Source organism: Streptomyces sp. NPDC047981 (assembly GCF_040653315.1).
In the GTDB taxonomy this organism is placed as follows: Bacteria; Actinomycetota; Actinomycetes; order Streptomycetales; family Streptomycetaceae; genus Streptomyces.
The window spans coordinates 40658-63869 of record NZ_JBEZNQ010000002.1; the positions used below are offsets into that span (position 1 = coordinate 40658).

21 protein-coding genes are annotated in these 23212 nt (G+C 71.8%); 6 read left to right on the forward strand and 15 right to left on the reverse strand.

What is annotated here, in order from left to right:
* Positions 1-21: 21 nt before the first annotated feature.
* Genes AB0E14_RS02100 through cimA form a run of 3 tightly spaced genes read right to left on the reverse strand, consistent with a single transcriptional unit; the run spans position 22 to position 5546 of the window.
* Positions 22-1380 carry a hypothetical protein gene (locus tag AB0E14_RS02100; RefSeq protein ID WP_362410446.1) on the reverse strand — a complete coding sequence of 453 codons (1359 nt, stop codon included), beginning with the start codon at positions 1378-1380 and terminating at the stop codon, positions 22-24.
* A 47-nt stretch (positions 1381-1427) separates the two neighbouring features.
* Positions 1428-3881 (reverse strand): glycoside hydrolase family 3 N-terminal domain-containing protein, encoded by a 2454-nt coding sequence (locus AB0E14_RS02105; RefSeq protein ID WP_362410449.1) that lies wholly within the window; start codon positions 3879-3881, stop codon positions 1428-1430.
* Between the two features lie 48 nt (positions 3882-3929).
* A complete protein-coding gene (gene cimA, locus AB0E14_RS02110; protein ID WP_362410452.1) occupies positions 3930-5546 on the reverse strand; it encodes a citramalate synthase in 1617 nt (538 codons plus the stop codon).
* 564 nt (positions 5547-6110) lie between these two features.
* Between cimA and AB0E14_RS02115 the strand changes: the two genes are divergently transcribed.
* Entirely contained in the window at positions 6111-6842 is a 732-nt protein-coding gene (locus AB0E14_RS02115; RefSeq protein WP_362410455.1) for a hypothetical protein, read from the forward strand.
* 6 nt (positions 6843-6848) lie between these two features.
* On the opposite strand, the gene AB0E14_RS02120 is transcribed toward AB0E14_RS02115, so the two are convergent.
* The 4 genes from AB0E14_RS02120 to ureA all read right to left on the reverse strand — a co-directional run bounded on the left by AB0E14_RS02120 (position 6849) and on the right by ureA (position 10826).
* Positions 6849-8183, reverse strand: coding sequence for an MFS transporter (locus AB0E14_RS02120; protein ID WP_362410458.1), 1335 nt, complete (start codon positions 8181-8183; stop codon positions 6849-6851).
* A gap of 75 nt (positions 8184-8258) precedes the next feature.
* Positions 8259-8804 carry a TetR/AcrR family transcriptional regulator gene (locus AB0E14_RS02125; protein WP_362410835.1) on the reverse strand — a complete coding sequence of 182 codons (546 nt, stop codon included), beginning with the start codon at positions 8802-8804 and terminating at the stop codon, positions 8259-8261.
* 256 nt (positions 8805-9060) lie between these two features.
* A complete protein-coding gene (locus tag AB0E14_RS02130; protein WP_362410461.1) occupies positions 9061-10086 on the reverse strand; it encodes an agmatine deiminase family protein in 1026 nt (341 codons plus the stop codon).
* A gap of 11 nt (positions 10087-10097) precedes the next feature.
* A complete protein-coding gene (ureA, locus tag AB0E14_RS02135; protein WP_362410464.1) occupies positions 10098-10826 on the reverse strand; it encodes an urease subunit gamma in 729 nt (242 codons plus the stop codon).
* A 149-nt stretch (positions 10827-10975) separates the two neighbouring features.
* Between ureA and AB0E14_RS02140 the strand changes: the two genes are divergently transcribed.
* Entirely contained in the window at positions 10976-12400 is a 1425-nt protein-coding gene (locus tag AB0E14_RS02140) for a cytosine permease (protein WP_362410468.1), read from the forward strand.
* Between the two features lie 119 nt (positions 12401-12519).
* Here AB0E14_RS02140 and AB0E14_RS02145 read toward each other — a convergent pair whose 3' ends face one another.
* The 4 genes from AB0E14_RS02145 to AB0E14_RS02160 all read right to left on the reverse strand — a co-directional run bounded on the left by AB0E14_RS02145 (position 12520) and on the right by AB0E14_RS02160 (position 16279).
* A complete protein-coding gene (locus AB0E14_RS02145) occupies positions 12520-13614 on the reverse strand; it encodes a branched-chain amino acid aminotransferase (RefSeq protein WP_362410471.1) in 1095 nt (364 codons plus the stop codon).
* A gap of 242 nt (positions 13615-13856) precedes the next feature.
* Positions 13857-14897 carry a 3-isopropylmalate dehydrogenase gene (locus AB0E14_RS02150; RefSeq protein WP_362003519.1) on the reverse strand — a complete coding sequence of 347 codons (1041 nt, stop codon included), beginning with the start codon at positions 14895-14897 and terminating at the stop codon, positions 13857-13859.
* Between the two features lie 116 nt (positions 14898-15013).
* Positions 15014-15148 carry a hypothetical protein gene (locus tag AB0E14_RS02155; protein ID WP_362410475.1) on the reverse strand — a complete coding sequence of 45 codons (135 nt, stop codon included), beginning with the start codon at positions 15146-15148 and terminating at the stop codon, positions 15014-15016.
* 240 nt (positions 15149-15388) lie between these two features.
* The gene (locus AB0E14_RS02160; protein WP_362410478.1) at positions 15389-16279 is read right to left on the reverse strand and encodes a LysR family transcriptional regulator; all 891 of its coding nucleotides are present in this window, start codon (positions 16277-16279) and stop codon (positions 15389-15391) included.
* Positions 16280-16380: 101 nt separating this feature from the next.
* Between AB0E14_RS02160 and AB0E14_RS02165 the strand changes: the two genes are divergently transcribed.
* Genes AB0E14_RS02165 through AB0E14_RS02175 form a run of 3 tightly spaced genes read left to right on the forward strand, consistent with a single transcriptional unit; the run spans position 16381 to position 18537 of the window.
* Positions 16381-17391 carry an NADP-dependent oxidoreductase gene (locus AB0E14_RS02165; RefSeq protein ID WP_362410481.1) on the forward strand — a complete coding sequence of 337 codons (1011 nt, stop codon included), beginning with the start codon at positions 16381-16383 and terminating at the stop codon, positions 17389-17391.
* A gap of 49 nt (positions 17392-17440) precedes the next feature.
* Positions 17441-17782: a PadR family transcriptional regulator gene (locus AB0E14_RS02170; protein WP_362410485.1), complete on the forward strand. Its 342-nt coding sequence runs from the start codon at positions 17441-17443 to the stop codon at positions 17780-17782.
* Positions 17779-18537 carry a hypothetical protein gene (locus tag AB0E14_RS02175; RefSeq protein ID WP_362410488.1) on the forward strand — a complete coding sequence of 253 codons (759 nt, stop codon included), beginning with the start codon at positions 17779-17781 and terminating at the stop codon, positions 18535-18537. Before AB0E14_RS02170 ends, AB0E14_RS02175 begins: the two co-directional genes overlap by 4 nt.
* A 15-nt stretch (positions 18538-18552) precedes the next feature.
* Here the strand turns inward: AB0E14_RS02175 and AB0E14_RS02180 are convergent, their stop codons facing one another.
* Positions 18553-19095, reverse strand: a complete 543-nt coding sequence (locus tag AB0E14_RS02180; RefSeq protein WP_362410491.1) for a GNAT family N-acetyltransferase — start codon at positions 19093-19095, stop codon at positions 18553-18555.
* A gap of 141 nt (positions 19096-19236) precedes the next feature.
* On the opposite strand from AB0E14_RS02180, the gene AB0E14_RS02185 reads away from it, so the two are divergent.
* Entirely contained in the window at positions 19237-20157 is a 921-nt protein-coding gene (locus tag AB0E14_RS02185) for an alpha/beta hydrolase (RefSeq protein WP_362410838.1), read from the forward strand.
* On the opposite strand, the gene AB0E14_RS02190 is transcribed toward AB0E14_RS02185, so the two are convergent.
* From AB0E14_RS02190 to AB0E14_RS02200, 3 genes are all read right to left on the reverse strand, one after another.
* Positions 20147-20383: a hypothetical protein gene (locus tag AB0E14_RS02190; protein WP_362410494.1), complete on the reverse strand. Its 237-nt coding sequence runs from the start codon at positions 20381-20383 to the stop codon at positions 20147-20149. The two genes, AB0E14_RS02185 and AB0E14_RS02190, sit on opposite strands and share 11 nt — an antisense overlap.
* A gap of 115 nt (positions 20384-20498) precedes the next feature.
* Positions 20499-22130 (reverse strand): L-glutamate gamma-semialdehyde dehydrogenase, encoded by a 1632-nt coding sequence (gene pruA / locus AB0E14_RS02195; protein WP_362410497.1) that lies wholly within the window; start codon positions 22128-22130, stop codon positions 20499-20501.
* A 30-nt stretch (positions 22131-22160) separates the two neighbouring features.
* A complete protein-coding gene (locus AB0E14_RS02200) occupies positions 22161-23087 on the reverse strand; it encodes a proline dehydrogenase family protein (RefSeq protein WP_362410500.1) in 927 nt (308 codons plus the stop codon).
* Between the last annotated feature and the right edge of the window lie 125 nt (positions 23088-23212).

Below are 23212 nucleotides of genomic sequence, written 5' to 3' on the forward strand. Positions count from 1 at the left end.
CACGGGGGGGGACCGGGCGGCCTAGAAGCCGCCGCCTCCGAAGTCGCCGCCGCCGCCGAAGTCCCCGAAGCCGCCGCCTCCGCCTCCGCCGAAGTCGCTCGAACCGAAGTCGCCGGAGCTGAAGTCGGCCCCGGAGAAGTCGCCGCCCTCGAACTCCCCGCCGCCGTACTCACCGGCGTAGGCCGGGGTGGCGAGCATCGAGCCGAGCATGGTGCCGACGAGGAGGCCGGGGAGCATGCCCCCGCCGAAGTAGCCGCCGGCCCAGGGGCCGTACGCCGGTCCCGCCTCCCAGTACGGGCGGCGGCCGTCGTAGGTGTCGACGGTACGGGCCAGGGGCTCCTGGCCGTCGTCGAGGCGGGCGGCGTCGGCGGCGCAGACCGGGACCTCACGGGCGGAGCCGCCCGCCGGGGTCCAGGTCCTGTCCTCCAGGGACGGGCCGTGGCGCGGGTCGAAGAAGCACGGCGGTCGGCGCTCGGGCAGCGGCCGGGACTCGCGGCGCGCGGCAAGGACGGCGAGCGAGAAGCGGCCGTCCTCCAGGGCCTGGGTCACCGGCTTGACGTCGTGCGGGCGGGTGGCCGAGCCCATCAGGGACTTGGCCTTGTCGTAGGAGTCGAGCGCGCGTTCGTAGTCGCCGCGCTTGGCGTCGTCGGCTCCGGGCTCGGCGGGGTGGAAGTCGAGCCGTTCCAGCTCCTCGCCGAAGGCGGTGATGTCCTCGTCCACGACGACCCGCAGCTTGTCGAGGGCCTCGCGCTCCTCGGCCTCCTTGCGGAGCCGGTTGCGCCGGACGATCGCGTACGCGCCCGCGCCGCCTGCGGCGACGACCGCGCCGAGCGTGATCAGGCCGCCCACGGGGACACCGTCGTCCGCACCGACCGAGCCCCAGGAGGCGGGGGCGGTGCCGCGCAGGGTCGGCAGGGCCTGGTCCACGAAGTTGTTCAACTCGGTGGCCGCGTCGACCCCGGGCTGGCGCACGGCGGTGACCAGGTTGTCCACGGCGTTCGCCGACATCACCGTGCGGTCGGCGGCCGCGTCGAAGCCGTCCCCGAGCCGGACCGCGTAGAGCCCCGTCACCCCTGTCTCGGTGCGCAGATTGCGCAGCAGGTTCTCCGGGGGATACTCGCTGGTCGCGGGCAGCACGGCGACGAAGAGCGGCTTGTCCGCGTCCTTGATCTTCTGGGCCAGGGCGTCCGCCTCGGCCGTCGAGAGCTGGTCACGAGCGCCCGGATCGACGTACACCGGCCCCTGCTTCAGGGCCGCGCTGGCGTCCGGGATCCCCATGATCCCGGTGGTCCCGGCCCCCGCGGAGGGGGCCAGGACCAGGAGCAGCAGCAACGCCAGCCCCGCGAGGGCCGACAGAAGGTGGAACGGCCTGGTCCTCATGCCTTGAAAGTACCCGAAAGGAGGCAAAGCAGGCCATAGTCGTCGGACTATCTGCGCACCGCCCGCTCCACGGCCCGCTGCGCCGACTTCAGCTCCGCGAGCGCGCCCGCCCGGTCACCCCGTGCGAACTTCCGCTCGGCCTCGGCGAACGGCTTCGCCACGGCCGGGGTCATACCGCGCGCGCCGCCGCTCTGGACCTGCTCCTGGACGGTCCCGCGGAGCCACGGGAAGCCGCTCTGCCCGATGTGCCCCGTGGTGATGCCCCAGCCGTAGGGGAACTGCGGGTCGTAGGCGGCGTCTCCCACGTTGATCGGCACCTGTGCCGCGCTCCTCGGCCAGGTCAGCGGGAGCCTTCCGGTGAAGGGCCGCTTGCCGTAGAGGACGTCGGCCACGCCCGCGCCCTCGGTGCCGGGCAGCCAGGAGGCGACCAGGGCGTCCATCCGCGCCAGCCGGTCGCCGACCAGCTGCGGACGCCCGGAGACGACCAGCACCACGCACTTCATCGCGGAGCACACCGCGTCCACGGCCTTGCCGTCGGCCTCGGAGAGCTCCAGGTCGTGTCCGTTCACCCCGACGTCCCCCACGCCTTCGGCGTACGGGGTCTCGCCGACCACCACCACGCCCACGTCGTGTCCGGCGAAGGGCGCGGAGGCGTCCCTGGAGTACGTGACACGGCCGCCGCCGACGGCGCGGATGCCTTCCAGGATCGTGGTGCCGGGAATGATCCGGCCGGAGGTGCCCTGCCAGGTGACGGTCCAGCCGCCGGTCTGGTGGCCGAGGTCGTCGGCGTTGGACCCGGCGACGTAGACCCGCTGTCCGGCGGAGAGCGGCAGCGCGCCCGAGGTGTTCTTCAGCAGCACCTGCGACTTGGCGACGGCCTCGCGCGCCAGGGCCCGGTGCGCGGCGGAGCCGATCGTGCCGGCCTGGGTGGTGTCGGCGTACGGGCGCTCGAAGAGCCCGAGGCGGAACTTCTGCTCCAGGATCCGGCGGACGGCGTCGTCGACCCGGGACTGCGGGACGCGCCCGGCGGCCACCTCGTCGGCGATGATCCGCACGGAGTCCCGGTAGGTGAGCGGGGCCATGTTCATGTCGATGCCGGCGTTGACCGCGTCCCGCAGGTTGGCGACGGCCTCGCCGGGCATCTGCTCCACGGCCTCCCAGTCGCTGACCACGATCCCGGGGAAGCCGAGCCGCCGCTTGAGCAGCCCGTCGAGCATCTCCGGGTAGCCGTGCATCTTCATCTCGCCCCTGCGGTCGCCGTCGAGCGCGAGGGAGGAGAACGAGGGCATGACCGAGCCCGCGCCGAGCCGGAGGGCCTCACGGAACGGGGGCAGGTGGACCTTCTCCAGCTCACTGGTGCCGATCCGCGCGACACCCTGGTCGATCGTGTAGGGCGCCCGGCCCGTGCCGTAGGCGGTGCCGCCGTCCGCGATGAAGTGCTTGGCGGTGGCGAGGACCTTGTCGTCGCGGTCCAGGTCCCGCCCGTCGGGGGCGCCCTGCAGGCCGCGGACGACGGTCGCCATGGACGTGACCAGATCGGGGTCCTCCCCGAAGGACTCGTACGTACGGCCCCAGCGCTCGTCGCGGACGACACAGAGGCAGGGCGCGAAGTTCCAGCTGACGCCGGTGGCACGGACCTCACGGGCGGTGACGGCCGCGAGCCGCTCGGCGAGCGCGGGGTCGCGGGCGGCGCCGACTCCGATGTTGTGCGGCATGACGGTGGCGCCCTTGACGAAGGCGTGGCCGTGGACGGCGTCCGACGCCAGCAGGAGCGGGATCTGCAGCCGGGTGGCGCGGGCGCGGGCCTGCTGCGCGTCGGCTGCCCGCCGCCACTCCTCGGGGGTGCGGGCGACGGGCTTGGCCTCGCCCTCGAAGACGAAGGCGCCGACGGCGTACGTGGTGATGTCCTCGGGCGAGGCCAGCGAGTTGGAGCCGGCCTGCGTCATCTGGCCGGTCTTCTCGGCGAGGGTCATCCGGCCGAGCAGGTCGGCGGCCCGCTCGCGCACCGGGCGCGTGGCGTCGAGGTAGGGCAGGCCATGGGCGTCGACGACGACCCGGGGGGCGTCCGCGGGCCCCCTGGCGCCCTGGACGGTGAGGCGCAGCGGGATGGTCTCGGCCGCTTCCGCGACGCGGTCGCGGGAGGTGGGGACGGCGATGGTCCGGGTGGCGCCGGGGGCGGTGCCCCGGGGGAAGGTGAGGCGACCGCCGGCGCCCGGATGGTCGGTGCCCGCGCGGGCGGTTCCGGCGCCGGTCTCGTACGCCACGGTCACCGGCTCGGTGAGGGCCCTGGCCGACCGGAGGGTGACGCGGACCCGGGCCGTGGCACCCTCGGCCACGGTCGTGACCGGCGCGACGACGATCCGGACCGGGTCGGTGGCGTTCGGGTCCGTGACGGCCGGGTCCGTGGCGGCCGAGGCGGCCGTGAGGCATCCGGTCAGAACGGCGGCGGCCACCAGGGCCGCCGCCGTTCTCGTACGGGTACTGCGGAGCGTCCTTGCCATGCCGCCCATGCTGCGGCGTACCAGGACGTATCGGACGGCACGACGCGCCTATTCGGCCGGGTCGATCCCCACCCGCAGCAGCCCGTACGTGAAGGCGTCCTCCAGCGCCTGCCAGGAGGCGGCGATCACGTTCTCGCCGACGCCGACCGTGGACCACTCGCCGTGGCCGTCGCTCGTGGTGACCAGGACCCGGGTCGTGGACTCCGTGCCGTGGCGCCCCTCCAGGATGCGGACCTTGTAGTCGACCAGCTCGAACTTGGCGAGCTGCGGGTAGATCCGCTCCAGACCGACCCGCATCGCCCGGTCGAGGGCGTTGACCGGGCCGTTGCCCTCGGCGGTGGCGACGATCCGCTCGCCCTTGGCCCAGAGCTTCACGGTGGCCTCGTTGGCGTGGGTGCCGTCGGGCCGGTCCTCGACGATCGCGCGCCAGGACTCGGTACGGAAGTAGCGGCGGGCGCGGCCCTCGGCCTCCTCGCGGAGCAGCAGCTCGAAGGAGGCGTCGGCGGCCTCGTAGGTGTAGCCCTTGAGCTCGCGCTCCTTGACCCGCGCGACGACCCGGGCGATGAGTTCCCGGTCGTCGCCGAGGTCGACGCCCAGCTCCTTGCCCTTCAGCTCGATGGAGGCGCGACCGGCCATGTCGGAGACCAGCATCCGCATGGTGTTGCCGACCAGCTCGGGGTCGATGTGCTGGTAGAGGTCGGGGTCGACCTTGATCGCGGAGGCGTGCAGGCCGGCCTTGTGGGCGAAGGCCGAGACGCCCACGTACGGCTGGTGGGTGGAGGGCGTGAGGTTGACGACCTCGGCGATGGCGTGCGAGATCCGGGTCATCTCGGCGAGGGCGCCCTCGGGCAGCACCCGCTTGCCGTACTTGAGCTCCAGGGCGGCGACCACCGGGAAGAGGTTGGCGTTGCCGACCCGCTCGCCGTAGCCGTTGGCGGTGCACTGGACGTGCGTGGCGCCCGCGTCGACGGCGGCGAGGGTGTTGGCGACGGCGCAGCCGGTGTCGTCCTGGGCGTGGATACCGAGGCGCGCGCCGGTGTCGGCGAGGACGGTGGCGACGACGGCCTGGATCTGGGCGGGGAGCATGCCGCCGTTGGTGTCGCACAGGATCACGACGTCGGCGCCGGCCTCGGAGGCGGCGCGGACGACGTCCTTGGCGTACTGCGGGTTGGCCTTGTACCCGTCGAAGAAGTGCTCGCAGTCGACGAAGACACGGCGGCCCTGGGAGCGGAGGTGGGCGACGGTGTCGCGGACCATCTCCAGGTTCTCGTCCAGGGTGGTGCGCAGGGCGAGCTCGACGTGCCGGTCGTGCGACTTGGCGACCAGCGTGATCACGGGGGCGCCGGAGTCGAGGAGCGCCTTGACCTGCGGGTCTTCGGCGGCGCGGCCCCCGGCCCTGCGGGTCGCGCCGAACGCGACGAGCTGCGCGTTCTTGAAGGTGATCTCCTGCTGCGCGCGGGCGAAGAACTCCGTGTCGCGCGGGTTGGCACCGGGCCAGCCGCCCTCGATGAAGCCGACGCCGAAGTCGTCGAGGTGCCGCGCGATGGTCAGCTTGTCCGCGACGGTGAGGTTGATTCCTTCACGCTGGGCTCCGTCGCGCAGCGTCGTGTCGAAGACGTGGAAGCTGTCGTCGAGACGCGAGCTCTCGTCGTTCTCCGTGGTCATGGCTCTGATGGCTCCTGTCGGATGTGGCTCCGGAAGTCTGGATCCACTTGCCCCCATTCTCACGCGCTGTCCGTTTCGGGCCGATGGTGGGGCCGTAAAACGAAAAAACCCCTCGCGGGTGCGAGAGGTCTGCGCGCGGGTCTGAGGCACGGTGTCCACTGCCGCGGGGGTGGGATCGCGGTTCAGTGGCCACTGCGGACCGGCGCGCTGCTGCCGATAATCATGGTGGTAGCGAGCACGCGGGCAGTCTGCCACATCCGTACGGGTGGCGGGATAGCGGTCTCAGGATGCGGGCGGGGGTCGGGTGGTACGGGTCCCTGTATGAGCACTCAGCCTCCTTCCGGCCAGCCAGAGGGACCACCACCTGGGCCACTGGGGCCGAGCTCTGGTGGCGGCAGCATCCCCCCAGGCTCGGGCGGCCGAAGCGTCCCCCCTCCTCCCGACTCCGGCGGCGGCAACGTCCCACCGCCCCCAGGCTCCGGCTCCGGTGGCGGCAACGTCCCACCGCCTCCCCCTGACGGCTCCGAGCCCCCTCCCCCGGACGGCCGGCGCCGCCGCACCCTCATGATCGCCGGGGCCGGCGTGCTCGTCGCCCTCGGCCTGGCGGTGGCGCTGGTGGCGGTGCTGCAGGGGGGTGACGACGGGGGCGGCGGATCGGCGGACGCGTCCAGTCCCGCGGCCTCCGTCACGGCGACGGGCCTCTCGGCCGGCCAGGCGGAGGCGCACGCGGTGGCGACCCGTGTGGCCATGGCACCTCAGGACTGGGGCGCCGGGTACGCGAAGAGCGAGGACTACGAGGCCGACCCCGCAGACGAATCCCATGTGACCTCTGGGTGCGAGTGGGTCACCCGTGCCAGCAGAGCAGGCACCTTGGCCTCGGTGTACCGCGGTGTCTACTACGAGTCGTCAGGCAACAGTTCGTCGACCGAGGTCCGTGTCTTCACCGACGCCGCGACGGCGGAGTCGTACATGCGCGATGTCGAAGCCAACACTCATCGGTGCCCCTCCCAGCACAGCGGCAAGTCTCGGTGGACCGGAATCCGCGAGGCGACCGCCCCCTCCGTGACAGGTTTCGACGAGGTCGTGGCCGAGGAGGGGACGCAATCGGCCGACTCCGAGGGCAAGAAGACCGACTTCCGCTACGTCTACTTCACCGGGCGCGTCGGCAACACCGTGCTGATCACCATCGCGCTGGACGAGCCGGCCAACGCGGCGGCGCTGAACAAGCGTGGCAAGGACACCCTCCAGGAACTCCAGCAACGCCTGGAGGCCGCCTCCACCACCGCCCAGCAGTGACGCCCGTCAGACCGCCGGCGTGGGCGCCGTCTCCCGCGCGCCGTCCTTCGGCTCCGCCGAACGGCGCCCCACCCTCCCCAGGTCGATGTCGCGCGTCTCCCGCATCGTCAGGTACACCACCAGCGACACCGCCGCGCACCCCGCCACGTACCAGTAGTAGCCGGACTCGATGCCCGCGTCCTTGAACCACAGGGCCACGTACTCCGCCGTGCCGCCGAAGAGGGCGTTGGCGATGGCGTACGGGAGGGCGACGCCGAGCGCGCGGATGCCGGTCGGGAAGAGTTCCGCCTTCACGCACGCGTTGATGGACGTGTAGCCGGTGATGACGACCAGCGCGAGCAGCGAGAGGCCGAACGCCGGCCAGAAGGAGCCCGCGTGCCGCAGCATCGTCATGATCGGCACGGTCAGGAACGTCGAGCCCAGCGCGAAGGTGATCAGCAGCGGCCTGCGGCCGATCCGGTCCGACAGCCGGCCGGCCAGCGGCTGCAGGCAGGCGAAGACGATCAGCGCACAGAAGGAGACCAGGGTCGCGGTCTGCTTCGGCAGCCCCGCCGAGTTGGAGAGGTACTTCGTCAGATAGGTGGTGTACGTGTAGTAGGCCACCGTCCCGCCCATGGTGAGGGCGATGACGAGGAACGCCTCCCGCTTGTGCGCCCACAGCGCCTTGAGCGTGCCCTTCTCGCCGCGCGCCACGCCGTCGTCGGCGGTCTCCTCGTACACGTCCGTCTCCAGCATGTTCCGCCGCAGGTAGAAGACGACCGCGGCGCCGAGCGCGCCGATGATGAACGGGATGCGCCAGCCCCAGCTGTGCAGCGCCTCCGTCGACATCGTGCGCTGGAGGACGATCTGCAGGCCGAGGCCGAGGATCTGGCCCGCGGTCATCGAGACGTACTGGAAGCTGGAGGCGAAGCCCCGGTGCTGCGGGGCCGAGGCCTCCGTGAGGTAGGTCGCGCTGGCCGCGTACTCGCCGCCGACGGAGAGGCCCTGGAGGAGGCGGGCGATCAGCAGGACGGCCGCGCCTCCGTAGCCCGCGACGGAGTACGTCGGGGCGACGGCGATCAGCACGGCGGAGGCGGACATCAGCGTCACGGTCAGGGTGAGCGCCGCCTTGCGGCCCTTGCGGTCGCCGACCCGGCCGAGCAGCCAGCCGCCGACGGGGCGCATGAAGAAGCCGACGGCGAAGATGCCGGCGGTGTTCATGAGCTTGGCGGTGTCGTTGCCCTCGGGGAAGAAGGCCCCCGCGAAGTACGTGGCGAAGCTCGCGTACACGAACCAGTCGAACCACTCGACCATGTTGCCGGCCGACCCGACCCAGATCTTCTTCCAGTGCTCTCGTCCCATGATCCGGAACCGTGCCGGACGCGCGGCGGGCGCAACAAGGGTGGAAGCGGCAACGATCGGGTCTACTTGCGTGCGTTACGGTCGCAGCAGCAGGGTTTCGGCCACGAACTCCCGTACGTGGGCGAGGACATGGTCGCGACTCGTGCCGGGGATGCCGACCGCGACATGGACGCTGAAGCCGTCGAGCAGGGCGCGCATCCGGGTGGCGTACCGGTCGGGGTCGACGGGCCGGAACTCGCCGCGCGAGACGCCCTCGGCGATGAGTGCGACGAGGTCGCGGTGCCAGGCTCCCTCGATGGCGGCCTGGCGGGCGCGGGCGTCGTCGTCGGCGTTCTGGGAGCGGTTCCAGACTTCCAGCCAGAGGGTCCAGTGGGGGTCGCGGGGCCCGTCCGGCACGTAGACGTCGACGTAGCCGTCGAGCCGCCCGGCGCAGCTGCCGGGCCGGGACAGCAGCGCGCTGCGCTCGGCGCCGAGCCGCCCCTCGCTCCACTCCAGGGTCTGCAGCAGCAGCTCGTCCTTGGTGCGGAAGTAGTAGAGCAGGTGCCCGCTGCTCATCCCGACCTCGCGCCCGAGCCCGGCCATGGTCAGCCCGTCGAGCCCGCGCTCGGCGACGGTGGCCATGGCGGCGGCGAGGACGTCCTCCCGGGGCGGCGCCGCCTGGTTGCGGCGGCGGCGCGAGGCGGACGCCGCGGACGGCGCCGAGGCGGCGGAGGCCCCGGCGGAAGCCTCGGAGGAAGCGGGGGAATTCGGGCTGATGCTGCTCACTCGTACGTTCTACCCGATCGGCTCGGCCGCGGTGTCGCGGACCCGTTCGTCGCCGGACGCGACGGCCCACGTGGTCGCCCCACGTGCGGCCGTCGCGGACCGGTCCCGCGGGTCAGACCTTCGGCTGCTGCTGCGTGATGCAGTGGATGCCGCCGCCGCCCGCGAAGATCGCGCGCGCGTCGACCAGCGTGACGATCCGCTCGGGGAAGAGGCGGCGGAAGATGCCCGCCGCGATCTCGTCGTTCGGGTCGTCGAAGCCGCACAGGACCACGCCGCCGTTGCAGAGGTAGTGGTTGATGTAGGAGTAGTCGACCCAGTCGCCCTCCTCGTCCTTGAGGACGGTGGGGGCCGGGATCTCCACGACCTCCAGCTGCCGGCCCTTGGCGTCCGTCGCGCGGCTGAGGATGTCGACGTACATCCGCGAGCGCTCGAAGTCGGGGTGGGCCGGGTCCTGCTGGCTGTGCACGACCACGACACCGGGCCGGGCGAAGGCGGCGACGATGTCGACGTGGCCCTGGGTACCGTAGAGGCCGTAGTCGCCGGTCAGGCCGTGCGGGAGCCAGATCGCCTTCGTCGTGCCGAGCTTGGCGTGGATCTCCGCCTCGACCTCGGCGCGGCTCCACTCCGGGTTGCGGCCCGCGCCGAGCTGGACGGTGTCGGTCAGCAGAACCGTTCCCTCACCGTCGACGTGGATCGCGCCGCCCTCGTTGACCAGGGCGCTGTCGTGCACCGGGACGCCCGCGAGGTCGGCGACATGGCAGGCGATCTTGGAGTCGTGCTCCCAGCGGGCCCAGTCCTGGGCGCCCCAGCCGTTGAACACCCAGTTCACGGCCGCGAGGGCGGTGCCGTCGCTGACGAAGGTGGGGCCGATGTCGCGCATCCAGGCGTCGTCGAGGTCGCGCTCGACGAGGTCGATCGCGTCGCCGAGCAGGGCGCGCGCGGAGTCCAGCTGGCCGGGGCCGACCACCACGGTGACCGGCTCGAAGCGGCGGACGGCACGGGCGACGGAGGCCCACGCGGAGCGGGCCTGCGCCAGCTCCTCGTCGTTGGTGAAGGTCGGGTTGGGGCCCGGCCAGGCCATCCAGGTGCGCTCGTGCGGGGCCCACTCGGGCGGCATGCGGAAGGTCGCGGAGTTCATGGGAGGGATCCTCAGAGGAAGTAGAGACGGTTCAGAGACATGGATTCGACCGGTTCGGAGCGGATCGGGGCCTCGCCGGCCCTTCCCATCCCCTGCGCGTCGGAGGAGGCCTTCGCGCCCGGCGCGTCCAGCGGGCCGTCGACCAGGCCCGCGAAGCCGATGGCGATCCGCTCGCCGCCGATCGGGACGAGACCGACCTCCTCCTGGCCGCCCGGGTCGAAGCGGAAGGAGGAGCCCGCGGGGACGGCGAGCCGCATGCCGTAGGCGGCGGCGCGGTCGAAGTCCAGGCGGGGATTGGCCTCGAAGAAGTGGAAGTGCGAGGTCACGCTGACCGGCACGGTGGCGGTGTTGCGGACGGTGAGCACCAGCGCGGGGGGCTGCTCGGCCTCGATGGGGCCCGGCAGCAGCGCACCGGGAGCGGACTCGCCCAGGGAGGGGCCGCCGATCGGGTCGGAGACGACCGCGAGCCGCGAGCCGTCGTCGAAAACGGCCTCGACATGCACTTCGGTGACGACATCGGCCACACCCGGCAGCACGTCGGCGGGGCCCAGGACGGAGCGGGCCGCGGCGATCGCCTCGGCGAGCCGCCGGCCGTCGCGGGCCGCCTCGCAGACGGTGTCCGCGATGAGGGCCGTCGCCTCCGGCACGTTGAGCCGAAGGCCCCGGGCCCGACGGGCCCGGGCGAGCTCGGCGGCGCCGAAGAGCAGCAGCCGGTCGCGTTCCGTGGGGGTCAGACGCACGTCCACTCACCTCCTGTTTGAGCGACACTCTAAACGGTGAACGCGCGGTATCCAAGGATTGACGTACGGGACAGTAGTGCGTCACATTGAGCGCCACTCTAAAACGAGAACCGACCTCTGTCCGCCCGCTTGCCCCCGCAGGAGCGCCCATGCCGATCGAACAGCGCGGAGTCGACACCATCCCCGAAGCGGAACGCACCAGCGGCCCGCGTGACCTCCTGGCCATCCTCCTCGGCTCGAACCTCTGCCTCGGAGTGATCGTCTTCGGCTGGCTGCCGGTCTCCTTCGGCCTCGGCCTGTGGGCCTCGGTCTCCGCCGTGGTCACCGGCACGCTCGTCGGCGTCGCCGTGACCGCCCCGCTCGCCCTCGTCTCGCTGCGTACCGCGACGAACCTCTCCACCTCCAGCGGCGCCTTCTTCGGCGTGCGCGGCCGGCTCGTCGGCTCGGTGGTGGGGCTGCTGCTCTCCCTCGGCTACACGGCCCTGACGCTGTGGATCGGCGGGGACGTCGTCGTCGGCACGCTCGCGCGGCTGACCGGCCTGCCCACCGGCGGCGCCGCCCACGCGGCGGTGTACGCGGTGCTCGCCGCCTGCACGGTGGTCGGCGCGGTGTACGGCTACGGCCTGCTGCTCCGGCTCAGCAAGGCGCTCGCGATCGGCATGACCCTGCTCCTCGGCCTCGGCCTGGTCGCGTACGCGGGCGACTTCACCACGGCCCCGGTCGCCGACACCCCGTATCTGCTCGGCTCGTTCTGGCCGACCTGGGTGCTGGCGGCGGTGGCGGCCGGACTGAGCGGCCCGGTCGCCTTCATCACCCTGCTGGGCGACTACACCCGCTACATATCCCCCGCGCGGTACAGCTCCAGGACCGTCTGGAGGACCACCTGTATCGGCCTGGTCGCCGGCCTGCTGATCCCTCAGCTCTTCGGTACGTACACGGCGTTGGCGGCGCGCGGCGCCCTGGACTACGCGGGCCCGCTGGTCGCGGCCTCCCCCGCCTGGTACGTGGTGCCGCTGCTGCTCGCCGCGACCGCCGGCACGGTCGGCAACGCGGGTCTGATGCTGTACTCGATGGGCCTGGACCTGGACGCGATCCTGCCCCGGGCGACCCGGGCGCGGGCGACGCTGGTGGTGGCGGCGGTGGCGACGGCCTTCGTCTTCCTCGGCCACTTCGCCTCGGACGCGCAGTCGGCGATGACCTCGTTCGTCCTGCTCCTGACGGCGATCGGCACGCCGTGGGCGGTCATCACGCTGATCGGTCACGCGCGCTGCAGGGGCGAGTACGACCCGGAGGCGCTCCAGGTCTACAACCGCCGGGCGCGGGGCGGCGCGTACTGGTACACGGCCGGCTGGCACCCGCGGGCGACGTTGAGCTGGGCGCTGGGTGCGGGCGTGGGCCTCGCGGCGGTGTCGACACCGCTGTACGAAGGGCCGCTGCTGGCCCTGACGGGCGGAATCGACTGCAGCTTCGTGCTGTCGGGACTGGTGGGCGGCGCGCTGTACGCCGCCCTGACGCCCGCCTCCGGGACCGCGCGCACCGCGCGGCCGGCGGCCGCGGAGGCCCTGGTCGACTAGTCGACCCGTGGTCCCGTGATCCCGTAGACCCGTGGTCCCGTAGACCAGTGATCCCGTGATCCCGTAGACCCGTGGTCCCGTCGGCCGATCCATCGGTCGACGGGACCACGGGCTTCTGGCTACTGACCCAGCTGGTGCGTCCAGCCGTGCACGTCCTCGGACTTGCCCGTCTGGATGGCCAGGAGCGCGTCGCGCAGCTTCATCGTGACCTCGCCGGGCTGCCCGCCCGACTGCTGCCACTCGCCGCGCGCCGACTTCACCGTGCCGACGGGCGTGATGACCGCGGCCGTGCCGCAGGCGAAGACCTCGGTGAGGGTGCCGTTCGCGGAGTCGGCCTGCCACTGGTCGATGGAGACCCGGCCCTCCTCGGAGGTGTAGCCGAGGTCCTTGGCGAGCTGGAGGAGCGAGTCACGGGTGATGCCCGCGAGCAGGGAACCGGTGAGGGTCGGCGTGACGATCTTGTCCCCGTACACGAAGTACAGGTTCATCCCGCCGAGCTCCTCGACCCACTTGTGCTCCACCGCGTCGAGGTAGGCGACCTGGTCGCAGCCCTTCGCGGCGGCCTCGGCCTGGGCCAGCAGGGAGGCCGCGTAGTTGCCGCCGGTCTTGGCGTCGCCCACGCCGCCCGGGACGGCGCGGACGCGGTCCTCGGAGAGCCAGATCGAGACGGGCTTCACGCCACCGGGGAAGTACGGTCCGGCCGGCGAGGCGATGACGACGAAGAGGTACTCGTTCGCCGGCCGCACACCGAGGCCGATCTCGGTCGCGATCATGAACGGGCGCAGGTAGAGGGAGTCCTCGCCGCCGTGCGCCGGGACCCATGCCTTGTCCTGCTGGACGAGGACGTCGCACGCCTCGATGAAGGTCTCGACCGGCAGCTCCGGCATGGCGAGGCGGCGGGCCGAGGCCTGGAAGCGCCGGGCGTTGGCGTCCGGGCGGAAGGTCGCGACGGAGCCGTCGGGACGGCGGTAGGCCTTCAGGCCCTCGAAGATCTCCTGGGCGTAGTGCAGGACGTTCGTCGCCGGGTCGAGGGCGAGCGGGCCGTACGGCACGAGCTGGCCGTCGTGCCAGCCGCGGCCCTCCGTCCAGCGGATGGTCACCATGTGGTCGGTGAAGTGGCGGCCGAACCCGGGGTTGGCCAGGATCGTCTCGCGCTCCGCGTCGGACAGCGGGCTGGAGGAGGGCTTGAGCTCGATCGTGGGCGTCGTCGTCATCAGTGCTAGTCCTTCACCGGTTGTGTGTGACGGACCGCGCTCACGCCGCTATCAGTGCTCTGCTAGGACGTCCGAGCTTTACCGCATGCCGCGGCCCCACGTTCGATTATCGCCCGTGGAGGGCCCTGCGGAAAACGGTGTGACGCGGTCCAGGGTTCGATGGTGGCACCCTGCGACCGCATAGGTACAGCCGCCGGGTGCTCGATGGCGACCCGGCGGCTGTGTGGCGTTCAGTCGGCGGGTCAGCTCGCTACGCGTACCGCGAGCGCGTCGCCGATCTCGTCCGTCGTACGGACGGAGTCACCGCGCTCGGTCAGGTCGGCGGCGACGGCGGCCTCGATGCGGCCGGCCTCGGTCTCGTAGCCGAGGTGGCGCAGGAGGAGAGCGACGGAGAGCACGGTGGCCGTCGGGTCGGCCTTGCCCTGGCCCGCGATGTCGGGCGCGGAGCCGTGGACGGGCTCGAACATGGACGGGAACTCGCCGCTCGGGTTGATGTTGCCGGAGGCGGCGACGCCGATGCCGCCGGAGACGGCCGCGGCGAGGTCCGTGATGATGTCGCCGAAGAGGTTGTCGGTGACGATCACGTCGAACCGCTCGGGCTGCGTGACGAGGAAGATCGTCGCCGCGTCCACGTGCAGGTAGTCGGTGGTGACCTCGGGGAACTCCTCGGCCACCTTGTTGAAGATGTTGGTCCAGAGGTGACCGGCGTACGCCAGGACGTTGTTCTTGTGGACCAGCGTCAGCTTCTTGCGCGGGCGGGCCTGGGCGCGGGCGAAGGCGTCACGGACGACGCGCTCGACGCCGAAGGCCGTGTTGACCGAGACCTCGGTGGCGACCTCGTGCGGGGTGCCGGTGCGGATCGAGCCGCCATTGCCGGTGTACGGACCCTCGGTGCCCTCGCGGACCACGATGAAGTCGATCTCGGGCGCGCCCTTGAGCGGGGTCGAGACGCCCGGGAGCAGCTTCGACGGCCGCAGGTTGACGTGGTGGTCGAAGAGGAAGCGGAGCTTCAGCAGGAAGCCGCGCTCCAGCACGCCGGACGGGACCGACGGGTCGCCGATCGCGCCGAGCAGGATGGCGTCGTGGCGCTTGAGGTTCTCGACGTCGGCGTCGGTGAGGGTCTCACCGGTCGCGTGGTAGCGCTTGGCGCCGAAGTCGTACTCCTCCGTCTCCAGCTTCACATCCTGCGGAAGCGCGGCAGCGAGGACCTTGAGGCCCTGGGCCACGACCTCCTGGCCGATGCCGTCGCCGGGAATGACTGCGAGATTGATGCTGTGAGACATGTCGGCACCCTACTCCTCGTCCCATCGTCTGACACTCATCGTCCACGATGCGGACGGTGGCGCGTTGCGCCCGCCGGTCACGTCCGGCGGGCACGACGGCGCGCGGGCAGGTCGGGTCAGTGGCCCGTGGACCCGCCGTTGTCACGGCGGTCGAGGGCGCGCTGGAGGGCGGCGGCGGCGTTCTTGCGGGCGTCGTCGGCACCCGGGCGGGCGACGGAGTGACGGACTCGGCGGGCGGTCTCAGCGGCCATGGGGGATCGACTCCTTGAGATCAGTGGTGCTCCGAGAGCGGAGCTCAGTGGTGATCGAAGGCGCCGGAAGAGGCGGGGAGCGGGCCCGCAGGGGTTGCCTGCACGAGGGGCAGCGCGCTCACGACCGCCATTCGCTGATGGAGCGAGACGTTCGGCTCCTACAAAGCTAGGACAGCCGCCCTCATCTGTCTCCACAATTACTCGGACTTCCTACTATCTGAGACGGCCACAGGGCTCCGATCAGCGCGCGCCGGCGCGCAGTTCCCGGATGAGCGCCCGCACGGCGAGGGATTTCGCCAGCTCAGGGGTGGTGACATAGCCGACGGACCGGGTCGGGCGGGCCGGACCGAGATCGGCGATCTCCACCGAGGGCGGTGCTCCGATCAGGGAGAGCTCCGGCATCACGGCCATGCCGAAGCCACTGCTCACCATCGAGAGGACGGCTCCGTCGTCCTCGGCCTCGACGGTCGCCGCGGGCAGCCAGTCCTGCTCGGCCCACCAGCGGCGGGTGTACGAGGTGCAGTTCTCCACCCAGTCCACCAGCGGCAGCGTGCGCGGCGCCGCGTGCCCGGCCGGGTGCACCAGCGCGTACCCCTCCTCGACCAGCACGCCGCCCACGAGCTCCGGCGGTACGGGAGAGGTCGTCCCGATCGTCGCGATGCCCAGGTCCGCCCGCCCGTCGAGGACCTCGCCGGCCGCCCCGCGCCCGACCTCCCGGACGATCCGCACCTCGGGGACGATGCCCGGATGCCGGGCCGCGAGCCGTTCGAGGGCGGGCGGGAGCAGCCGCAGCGCGGCGCTGCGGAAGGCGGCGATCCGCAAGGGCCCGGCGACAGCGCCCGTTCCGGCCCCGGCGGCGCCCTCCCCCGCCGCGCGCACCTCGGCACCCATCACCTCCAGGAGCCGCAGCACCCGCCGCGCGTGGGCGAGGGCCCGCTCCCCGGCGACGGTGGGCGCGGCTCCGGTGCGCCCCCGCTCGAAGAGGACGGCGCCGAGCTTCCGCTCGCTGGTCCGCACCGAGTGCGAGACGGCGGACTGGGTCATGCCGAGCGCCGCGGCCGCCGCGGAGAAGCCGCGCTCGCTCCCGACGGCGACGAGAATGCGCAGTTCGCGCGGCGCAAGGTCGGTCATGACAGCTCTCACCTCGGACTATGAGCGACTTCGATGGGTCGGACGGACCCATCGAAGGAACCTACTGCCCGACCCCCGGATTCCTTCCTACGGTCTCCCCCATGACGCACGACGCCACCATGATCACCGTCCACCAGACCGCCCGCCCCGAGGGCTTCCCCACCCCCGGTCACTTCGCCTTCGTCGAGTCCCCCGTGCCCGATCCGGCGCCCGGTACCGCGCTGGTCGAGAACCTCCTGTGGTCCGTCGACCCGTACCACCGCGAGGCGATGGACGGGGACTTCCTGTGGACGCTCGGCTCCCCCATGGAGGGCCGCACCCTCGGCCGGGTCGTCGACTCCCGCACCCCCGCGCTCTCCCCCGGCGACCTGGTCCTGCACCGCAAGGGCTGGCGCACGCACTCCGTCCTCGCGCCGGACGAGGTGCGCGCCGTGCCGGACTTCGACGGCGTACCGCTCGCCGCGCACCTGAGCGTCCTGGGCGGTACGGGCCTGTCGGCGTACGTCGGCCTGACCCGGATCGCGCGCCTGAAGCCGGGCGAGGACCTGTTCGTCTCGGCCGCCGCGGGCGGGGTCGGCACGGCCGCGGGACGCTTCGCGCGACTGCTGGGCGCGGGGCGGCTGGTCGGCAGCGCGGGGTCGGCACGGAAGGTCGCGTACCTGACGGAGGAGGTGGGCTTCGACGCCGCCTTCGACCACCACGACGGACCGGTGAGGGAGTTGCTCGCGAAGGCGGCCCCGGACGGGGTCGACGCCGTGCTCGACGGGGTGGGCGGGGACCACCTGGAAGCCGCGATCGCCACGCTGCGCGAGCACGGCCGGATCGCCTGGGTCGGCGCCGTCGCCCAGTACCACTCGCTCGCCACTCCCCCGCCGGCCCCGCGCAACCTCTTCGACCTGGTCGAGAAGAGCATCCGGCTCGAAGGCTTCCTGGTGCGCGACCACGCGGACGCGCAGGAGGAGTTGTACGCGTTCGCGGTCCCGCATCTGCGCAGCGGACGGCTGCCGCTGGACATCACGGTCACCGACGGCTTCGAGCACATCGTCGAGGCCTTCCTGGGGATGCTGCGCGGCGAGAACACCGGCAAGATGCTGGTGGCCCGATCCAGCTAGCCCACCCATCTAGATTGCATTCCTACCTAGGTGGTGATGGAATGCAGCCATGGCCGCAGACCGCAGATCCAGCTGGCTCAAGGGAGTCCTCGACCTGCTCGTCCTCTCCTGCCTGACCGACGGCGAGAGTTACGGGTACGAGATCGCCAAGGCGCTCGGCCGGGCCGGGCTCGGCGAGATCAAGGGCGGCACGCTCTATCCGGTGCTGAACCGGCTGGAGGAGGCCGGCCTCGTCGAGGCCGAGTTCCGTGCCGCCGAGCGCGGACCGGGGCGCCGCTACTACCGGCTCACCGAACGGGGCCGTGAGGAGCTCGCGGCCGAGAGCGGGGCCTGGCTGGACTTCCACCACGCCGTACAGACCATGCTGCACCCAGGGGGAACGACATCATGACGACCGACGCGTACTTCGAGGAGCTGGCCGCGGCCCTGCGCACGGCCGGGGTCCCGGCGGAGCAGATCGCCTCGACCGTGGCCGATCTGCGCGCGCACCTGGCGGAGACCGGGACGGACGCCGTGGAGGAGTTCGGCCCCGCGACCGCGTTCGCGGCGCAGCTCGGCGGGGTCGTACCGCCGCCCGGCGCGCCCGAGGAGGCGGCGGAGAGCTGGACGTGGACGGCGGACCTCTTCAACGACCGGCGGATGCTGGCGATCCACGGCGACCAGGGGTGGGAGGTCGAGTCGCTGGACTCCGTCGGCCGTTTCGTCTGCCGCCGCGCTCCGGGCCAGGCGCTGCGCTGGGAGTACCGGCGCGAGGTCATCAGGGGCCGCCGCAAGGACCAGGTGCTCGCCGAACTCTCGCCGGAGGGGTGGGAGTTGTGCGGCGAGTGGATGGTGTACGGCTACTTCAAGCGCCCCAAGGCCGCCAGCGCGGGCCCGGCGGGCGCCCTGGACACCCTGCCCGCCACGCCCGCCCAGTGGCTCTTCCTGAGCCGCCGCGGCAAGGCGCTGCTCGGCTGCTGGATGCTGCTCTCGGCCGCCGCCGCCCTGACCCTCGGCCTGCCGGGGTACGTCATGCTGCTCATGGGCCTGGGCGCCCTGGTGTCCTCCGTGGTCACGTCGAGGCTGGAGACGGCGCGCGGCGAGGTCGCCGCGGCGGCGGCAGCGCGGAACGCGGACGACGCGCCCCCCGCACCGCCGAAGCACTGACCCGCCCGGAGCCCCTCAGAGCACGTCGCCGTCGCGCCAGTCGAAGACGAGCGCGGCGGCGGGGCCCGGCAGCCGCCGGCCGCCCGCCGACCGCACGTAGGTCGAGTCCTCCTCCTCGGGCAGGTGGACGATCCCCTCGGGGCCGAGCGCCTCGATCCGGCCCTCCCAGAGCCGCCAGCCCCGCGCCGTGTAGAGCGCGGCCCCTTCGTCGGAGGCGGACAGCGCCCCGAACGCGTACGCCCCGTCGATCACCCGCTCCAGCTCGGCCATCACCCGCCCGCCGAGCCCCTCCCTGCGCCGGTCGCCCCGCACCCCGACCCCCTCGACGTAACCGACGCGGTACGACCGGCCGTCGTGGAGCACGCGCCGCATGATGACGCTGCCGTGCGCGGCGATCCCGCGCTCGTCCTCGACCCAGGCGTGGACGCCGCCGAGGGCGTGGTCCCAGTCCTCGTCCGAGAATCCGCCGCCGAACGCGGCGTCGAGCATCTCCCGTACGGCGCGGAGCCGTTGGGGCCCGAGTTCATGGGTGGGGGCAGTGTGGAGAGAGTCCGTCATGCCCCCAGTGTGCCCACCCTCCCGGCTAACCGTTAAAGATTTCTTGACAGGTTAGAAGTGCTCCTGTTTGACTCTCTCCGTAACCACTCACACCACCCCAGGGGGTTAGGGATGTCGAGCGTGAAGCAGCAGGTGCAGCAGGTGCAGCAGGTCCACCACCGCACGGTCACCGTTCGGGGCCACGAGATCTTCTACCGGGAGGCGGGGCCCGCCGACGCGCCCGTCCTGCTCCTGCTGCACGGCTTCCCGACCAGTTCGCACATGTTCCGCGACCTGATCCCGCGCCTCGCCGATGTCCCCCAAGCTCTCGGCTCCGCTCGTGCAGGGAGGGGCCCCCTTCGCCTCATCGCCCCCGACCACCTGGGCTTCGGCCGCAGCGCGGCGCCCTCGGCGGCCGAGTTCGACTACACCTTCGCCGAACTCGCCGCCATCACCGAGGAGTTCACCGAGGCCCTCGGTCTGGACCGGTTCGCGATCTACATCCAGGACTACGGCGCCCCGATCGGCCTCCGCCTCGCCCTCGCCCACCCCGAGCGCGTCACCGCGATCGTCACCCAGAACGGGAACGCGTACGAGGAGGGCCTCGGCGCCGACGCCTGGGCGCCCGTCCTCGCGCTGATCGCCGAGCGCACCCCCGCGACCGAGGAGCCGGTCCGCGCGATCCGCTCCCTCGACGGGATCAGGTGGCAGTACGAGACCGGCGTCCCTGCCGAGTTCCGCGACCTGCTCAGCCCCGACGCCTGGTACCACGACGCCGCCCTCATGGCGCGTGACGGCCAGGACGAGATCCAGCTCGGCCTGATCGCGGACTACGGCTCCAATTTCGCGCTCTACCCGGCCTTCCACGACTACTTCCGCTCCACCGGGGTCCCGCTGCTCGCCGTCTGGGGCGAAGGCGACGAGGTCTTCGTCCCCGCGGGCGCGAAAGCCTTCCTCCGCGACCTCCCGGACGCGGAGGTCCACCTCCTGCCGACAGGGCACTTCGCCCTGGAGACCCACGCGCCGGCGATCGCCGCGCTGATCGGGGACTTCCTGGCACGGCGTGTCCCCGTCAGGCCGTAGCCTTCTCCAGGTCACGGGTCATGCGCTCCACCCAGTCGGTGAAGCCCTCACGATGGAGGCCGTCACCCGCGCGGAGGGCCGCGACCTGCGCGTCCGTGAGCCGGTCGGACCCCGGCTCGGTCATCAGCCGGTACAGCTCCTTCATCAGGGACGCCATCCGCACCGCGTCTTGGTGCTCGATCGCGTCGACCCCGTGCCCGGGGCCGAGTGTCGTCGAACCAGGCATGGCCTACCTCCTCACCGAGCCCCCTCCCAGCAGCGTAAGCCCGCGGAATGAGAACCGCCCCCGTCCTCAGTTGGGGGACCGAGGAGGGGGGCGGTGTTCGGGGGGAGCTACGGCATCAGCCCATGTGCGGGTAGCCGTACTCGGTCGGCGGGACCAGGGTCTCCTTGATCGCGCGGGTCAGCGTCCAGCGCATCAGGTTCTGCGGGGCGCCGGCCTTGTCGTTGGTGCCGGAGGCGCGGCCGCCGCCGAAGGGCTGCTGGCCGACGACGGCGCCGGTCGACTTGTCGTTGATGTAGAAGTTGCCCGCGGCGAAGCGGAGCTTCTCCATCGCGTCGGCCGCGGCCGCCCGGTCACCGGCGATGATCGAGCCGGTCAGCGCGTACGCCGACACCGACTCCATCTGCGCCAGCATCTCCTCGTACTTCTCGTCCTCGTAGACGTGGACGGCGAGGATCGGGCCGAAGTACTCGGTCGTGAAGACCTCGTTCTCCGGGTCGGTGCACGCGATGACGGTCGGACGGACGAAGTAGCCCTCCGAGTCGTCGTACGTGCCACCGGCGACGATCGTGCAGGAGGCGTCGGCCTTCGCGCGGTCGATCGCGGCCTTGTTCTTGGCGAACGAACGCTCGTCGATGACGGCGCCGATGAAGTTCGACAGGTCGGTGACGTCACCCATGGTGATGCCGTCGACCTCGGCCGCGAACTCCTCCTTGAAGCCCGAGTTCCAGATCGAGGCCGGGACGTACGCACGCGAGGACGCGGAGCACTTCTGGCCCTGGAACTCGAAGGAGCCGCGGGTCAGCGCGGTCTTCAGGATCGCGCGGTCGGCGCTCGGGTGGGCGACGACGAAGTCCTTGCCGCCGGTCTCGCCGACGATCCGCGGGTAGGAGCGGTACTTCTCGATGTTGGTGCCGACCGTCTTCCACAGGTGCTGGAAGGTCTTGGTGGAACCGGTGAAGTGGATGCCCGCCAGGTCGGGGTGGTTCAGCGCCACCTCGGAGACGGCGATGCCGTCGCCCGTGACCAGGTTGATGACGCCCTTCGGCAGACCGGCCTCCTCCAGGAGCTCCATGAGGAGCACGGCGGAGTGGGTCTGGGTCGGGGACGGCTTCCAGATCACCACGTTGCCCATGAGGGCGGGGGCGGTGGGCAGGTTGCCCGCGATGGCCGTGAAGTTGAACGGCGTGATCGCGTAGACGAAGCCCTCCAGCGGGCGGTGGTCGAGGCGGTTCCACACACCCGGGGAGTTCGCCGGCGGCTGCTCGGCGAGGATCTGACGGGCGTACGCCACGTTGAAGCGCCAGAAGTCGACGAGCTCGCAGGGGGTGTCGATCTCGGCCTGCTGCGCGGTCTTGGACTGGCCCAGCATCGTGGAGGCGGCCAGCGTCTCGCGCCAGGGGCCGGCGAGCAGCTCGGCGGCGCGCAGGATGATCGCGGCGCGGTCGTCGAAGGCCATCGCGCGCCAGGCCGGGGCGGCGGCCAGGGCGGCGTCGATGGCGTCCTGGGCGTCGGCCTCGGTGGCGCCGGCGAAGGTGCCGATGACGGACTTGTGGTTGTGCGGCTGCACGACGTCGACGCGCTCGCCGCCGCCCATGCGCTTGACGCCACCGATGGTCATCGGCAGCTCGCGCGGGTTCTCGGCCAGCTCCTTGAGCTTGACCTCCAGACGGGCGCGCTCGGGGGAACCGGGGGCGTAGCTGTGCACCGGCTCGTTGACCGGAGCGGGGACCTGGGTCACAGCGTCCATGAGTCTCGTAACTCCTTTTGAGTGGTGGGCTCAGCCCTTGGTGAGGATGGAGCGGACGAAGAAGAGGAGGTTGGCCGGCTTCTCCGCGAGGCGGCGCATGAAGTAGCCGTACCAGTCGGTGCCGTACGCGGTGTAGACACGCATGCGGTGTCCCTCGGCGGCGAGACGGTTCTGCTCCTCGCTGCGGATGCCGTACAGCATCTGGAACTCGTACTCGTCCAGCTTGCGCCCCGCACGGCGGGCGAGCTCCTGGCCGATCGAGATCAGGCGCGGGTCGTGCGAGCCGATCATCGGGTAGCCCTCGCCCTCCATCAGGATCTTCATGATCCGGACGTAGGCCTTGTCGATCTCCGGCTTGTCCTGGAGGGCGACGGAGGCGGGCTCCTTGTAGGCGCCCTTGACGATCCGGACGCGGGAGCCGTTGGCGGCGAGGCGGTGGGCGTCCTCCTCCGTGCGGAAGAGGTACGCCTGGATGACGCATCCGGTCTGCGGGAAGTCCTTCCGCAGCTCCTCGTGGATGGCGAACATCGAGTCGAGGGTGGTGTGGTCCTCGGCGTCCAGGGTGACCGTGGTGCCGATCTCGGCGGCGGCCGCGACGACCGGGCGGACGTTGGCGAGGGCCAGCTCGTGGCCCCCCTCCAGCGCTTGGCCGAACATGGAGAGCTTCACGGACATCTCGGCGCGCTCGCCGAGGCCCAGCTCCTTCAGGCGGCCGATGAGCTCCAGGTACGCGTCGCGGGCGGCGTACGACTGCTCGACGGTGGTGATGTCCTCACCGACGACGTCGAGGGTGACCTCCAGGCCGCGGCAGGTGATGTCCTGGACGATCGGGATGACGTGGTCGACCGTCTCGCCGGCGATGAACCGGTCGACGACCTGCTTGGTCCCGGGCGCGGCCGACACGAAACGGCGCATCTTGTCGCTGCGGGACGCGGCGAGGATCACGGGACCCAGCACGGGGACCTCCAGAAAGCAGGGTGACGAAGGGTGCCGTAACCGATCTTTCGTAAGGAATCGGAACAGCACGGAGAACCACCGTGAAACCTAAGGATCGCTCCGATCCTCTGCCATCGACAGCTGTC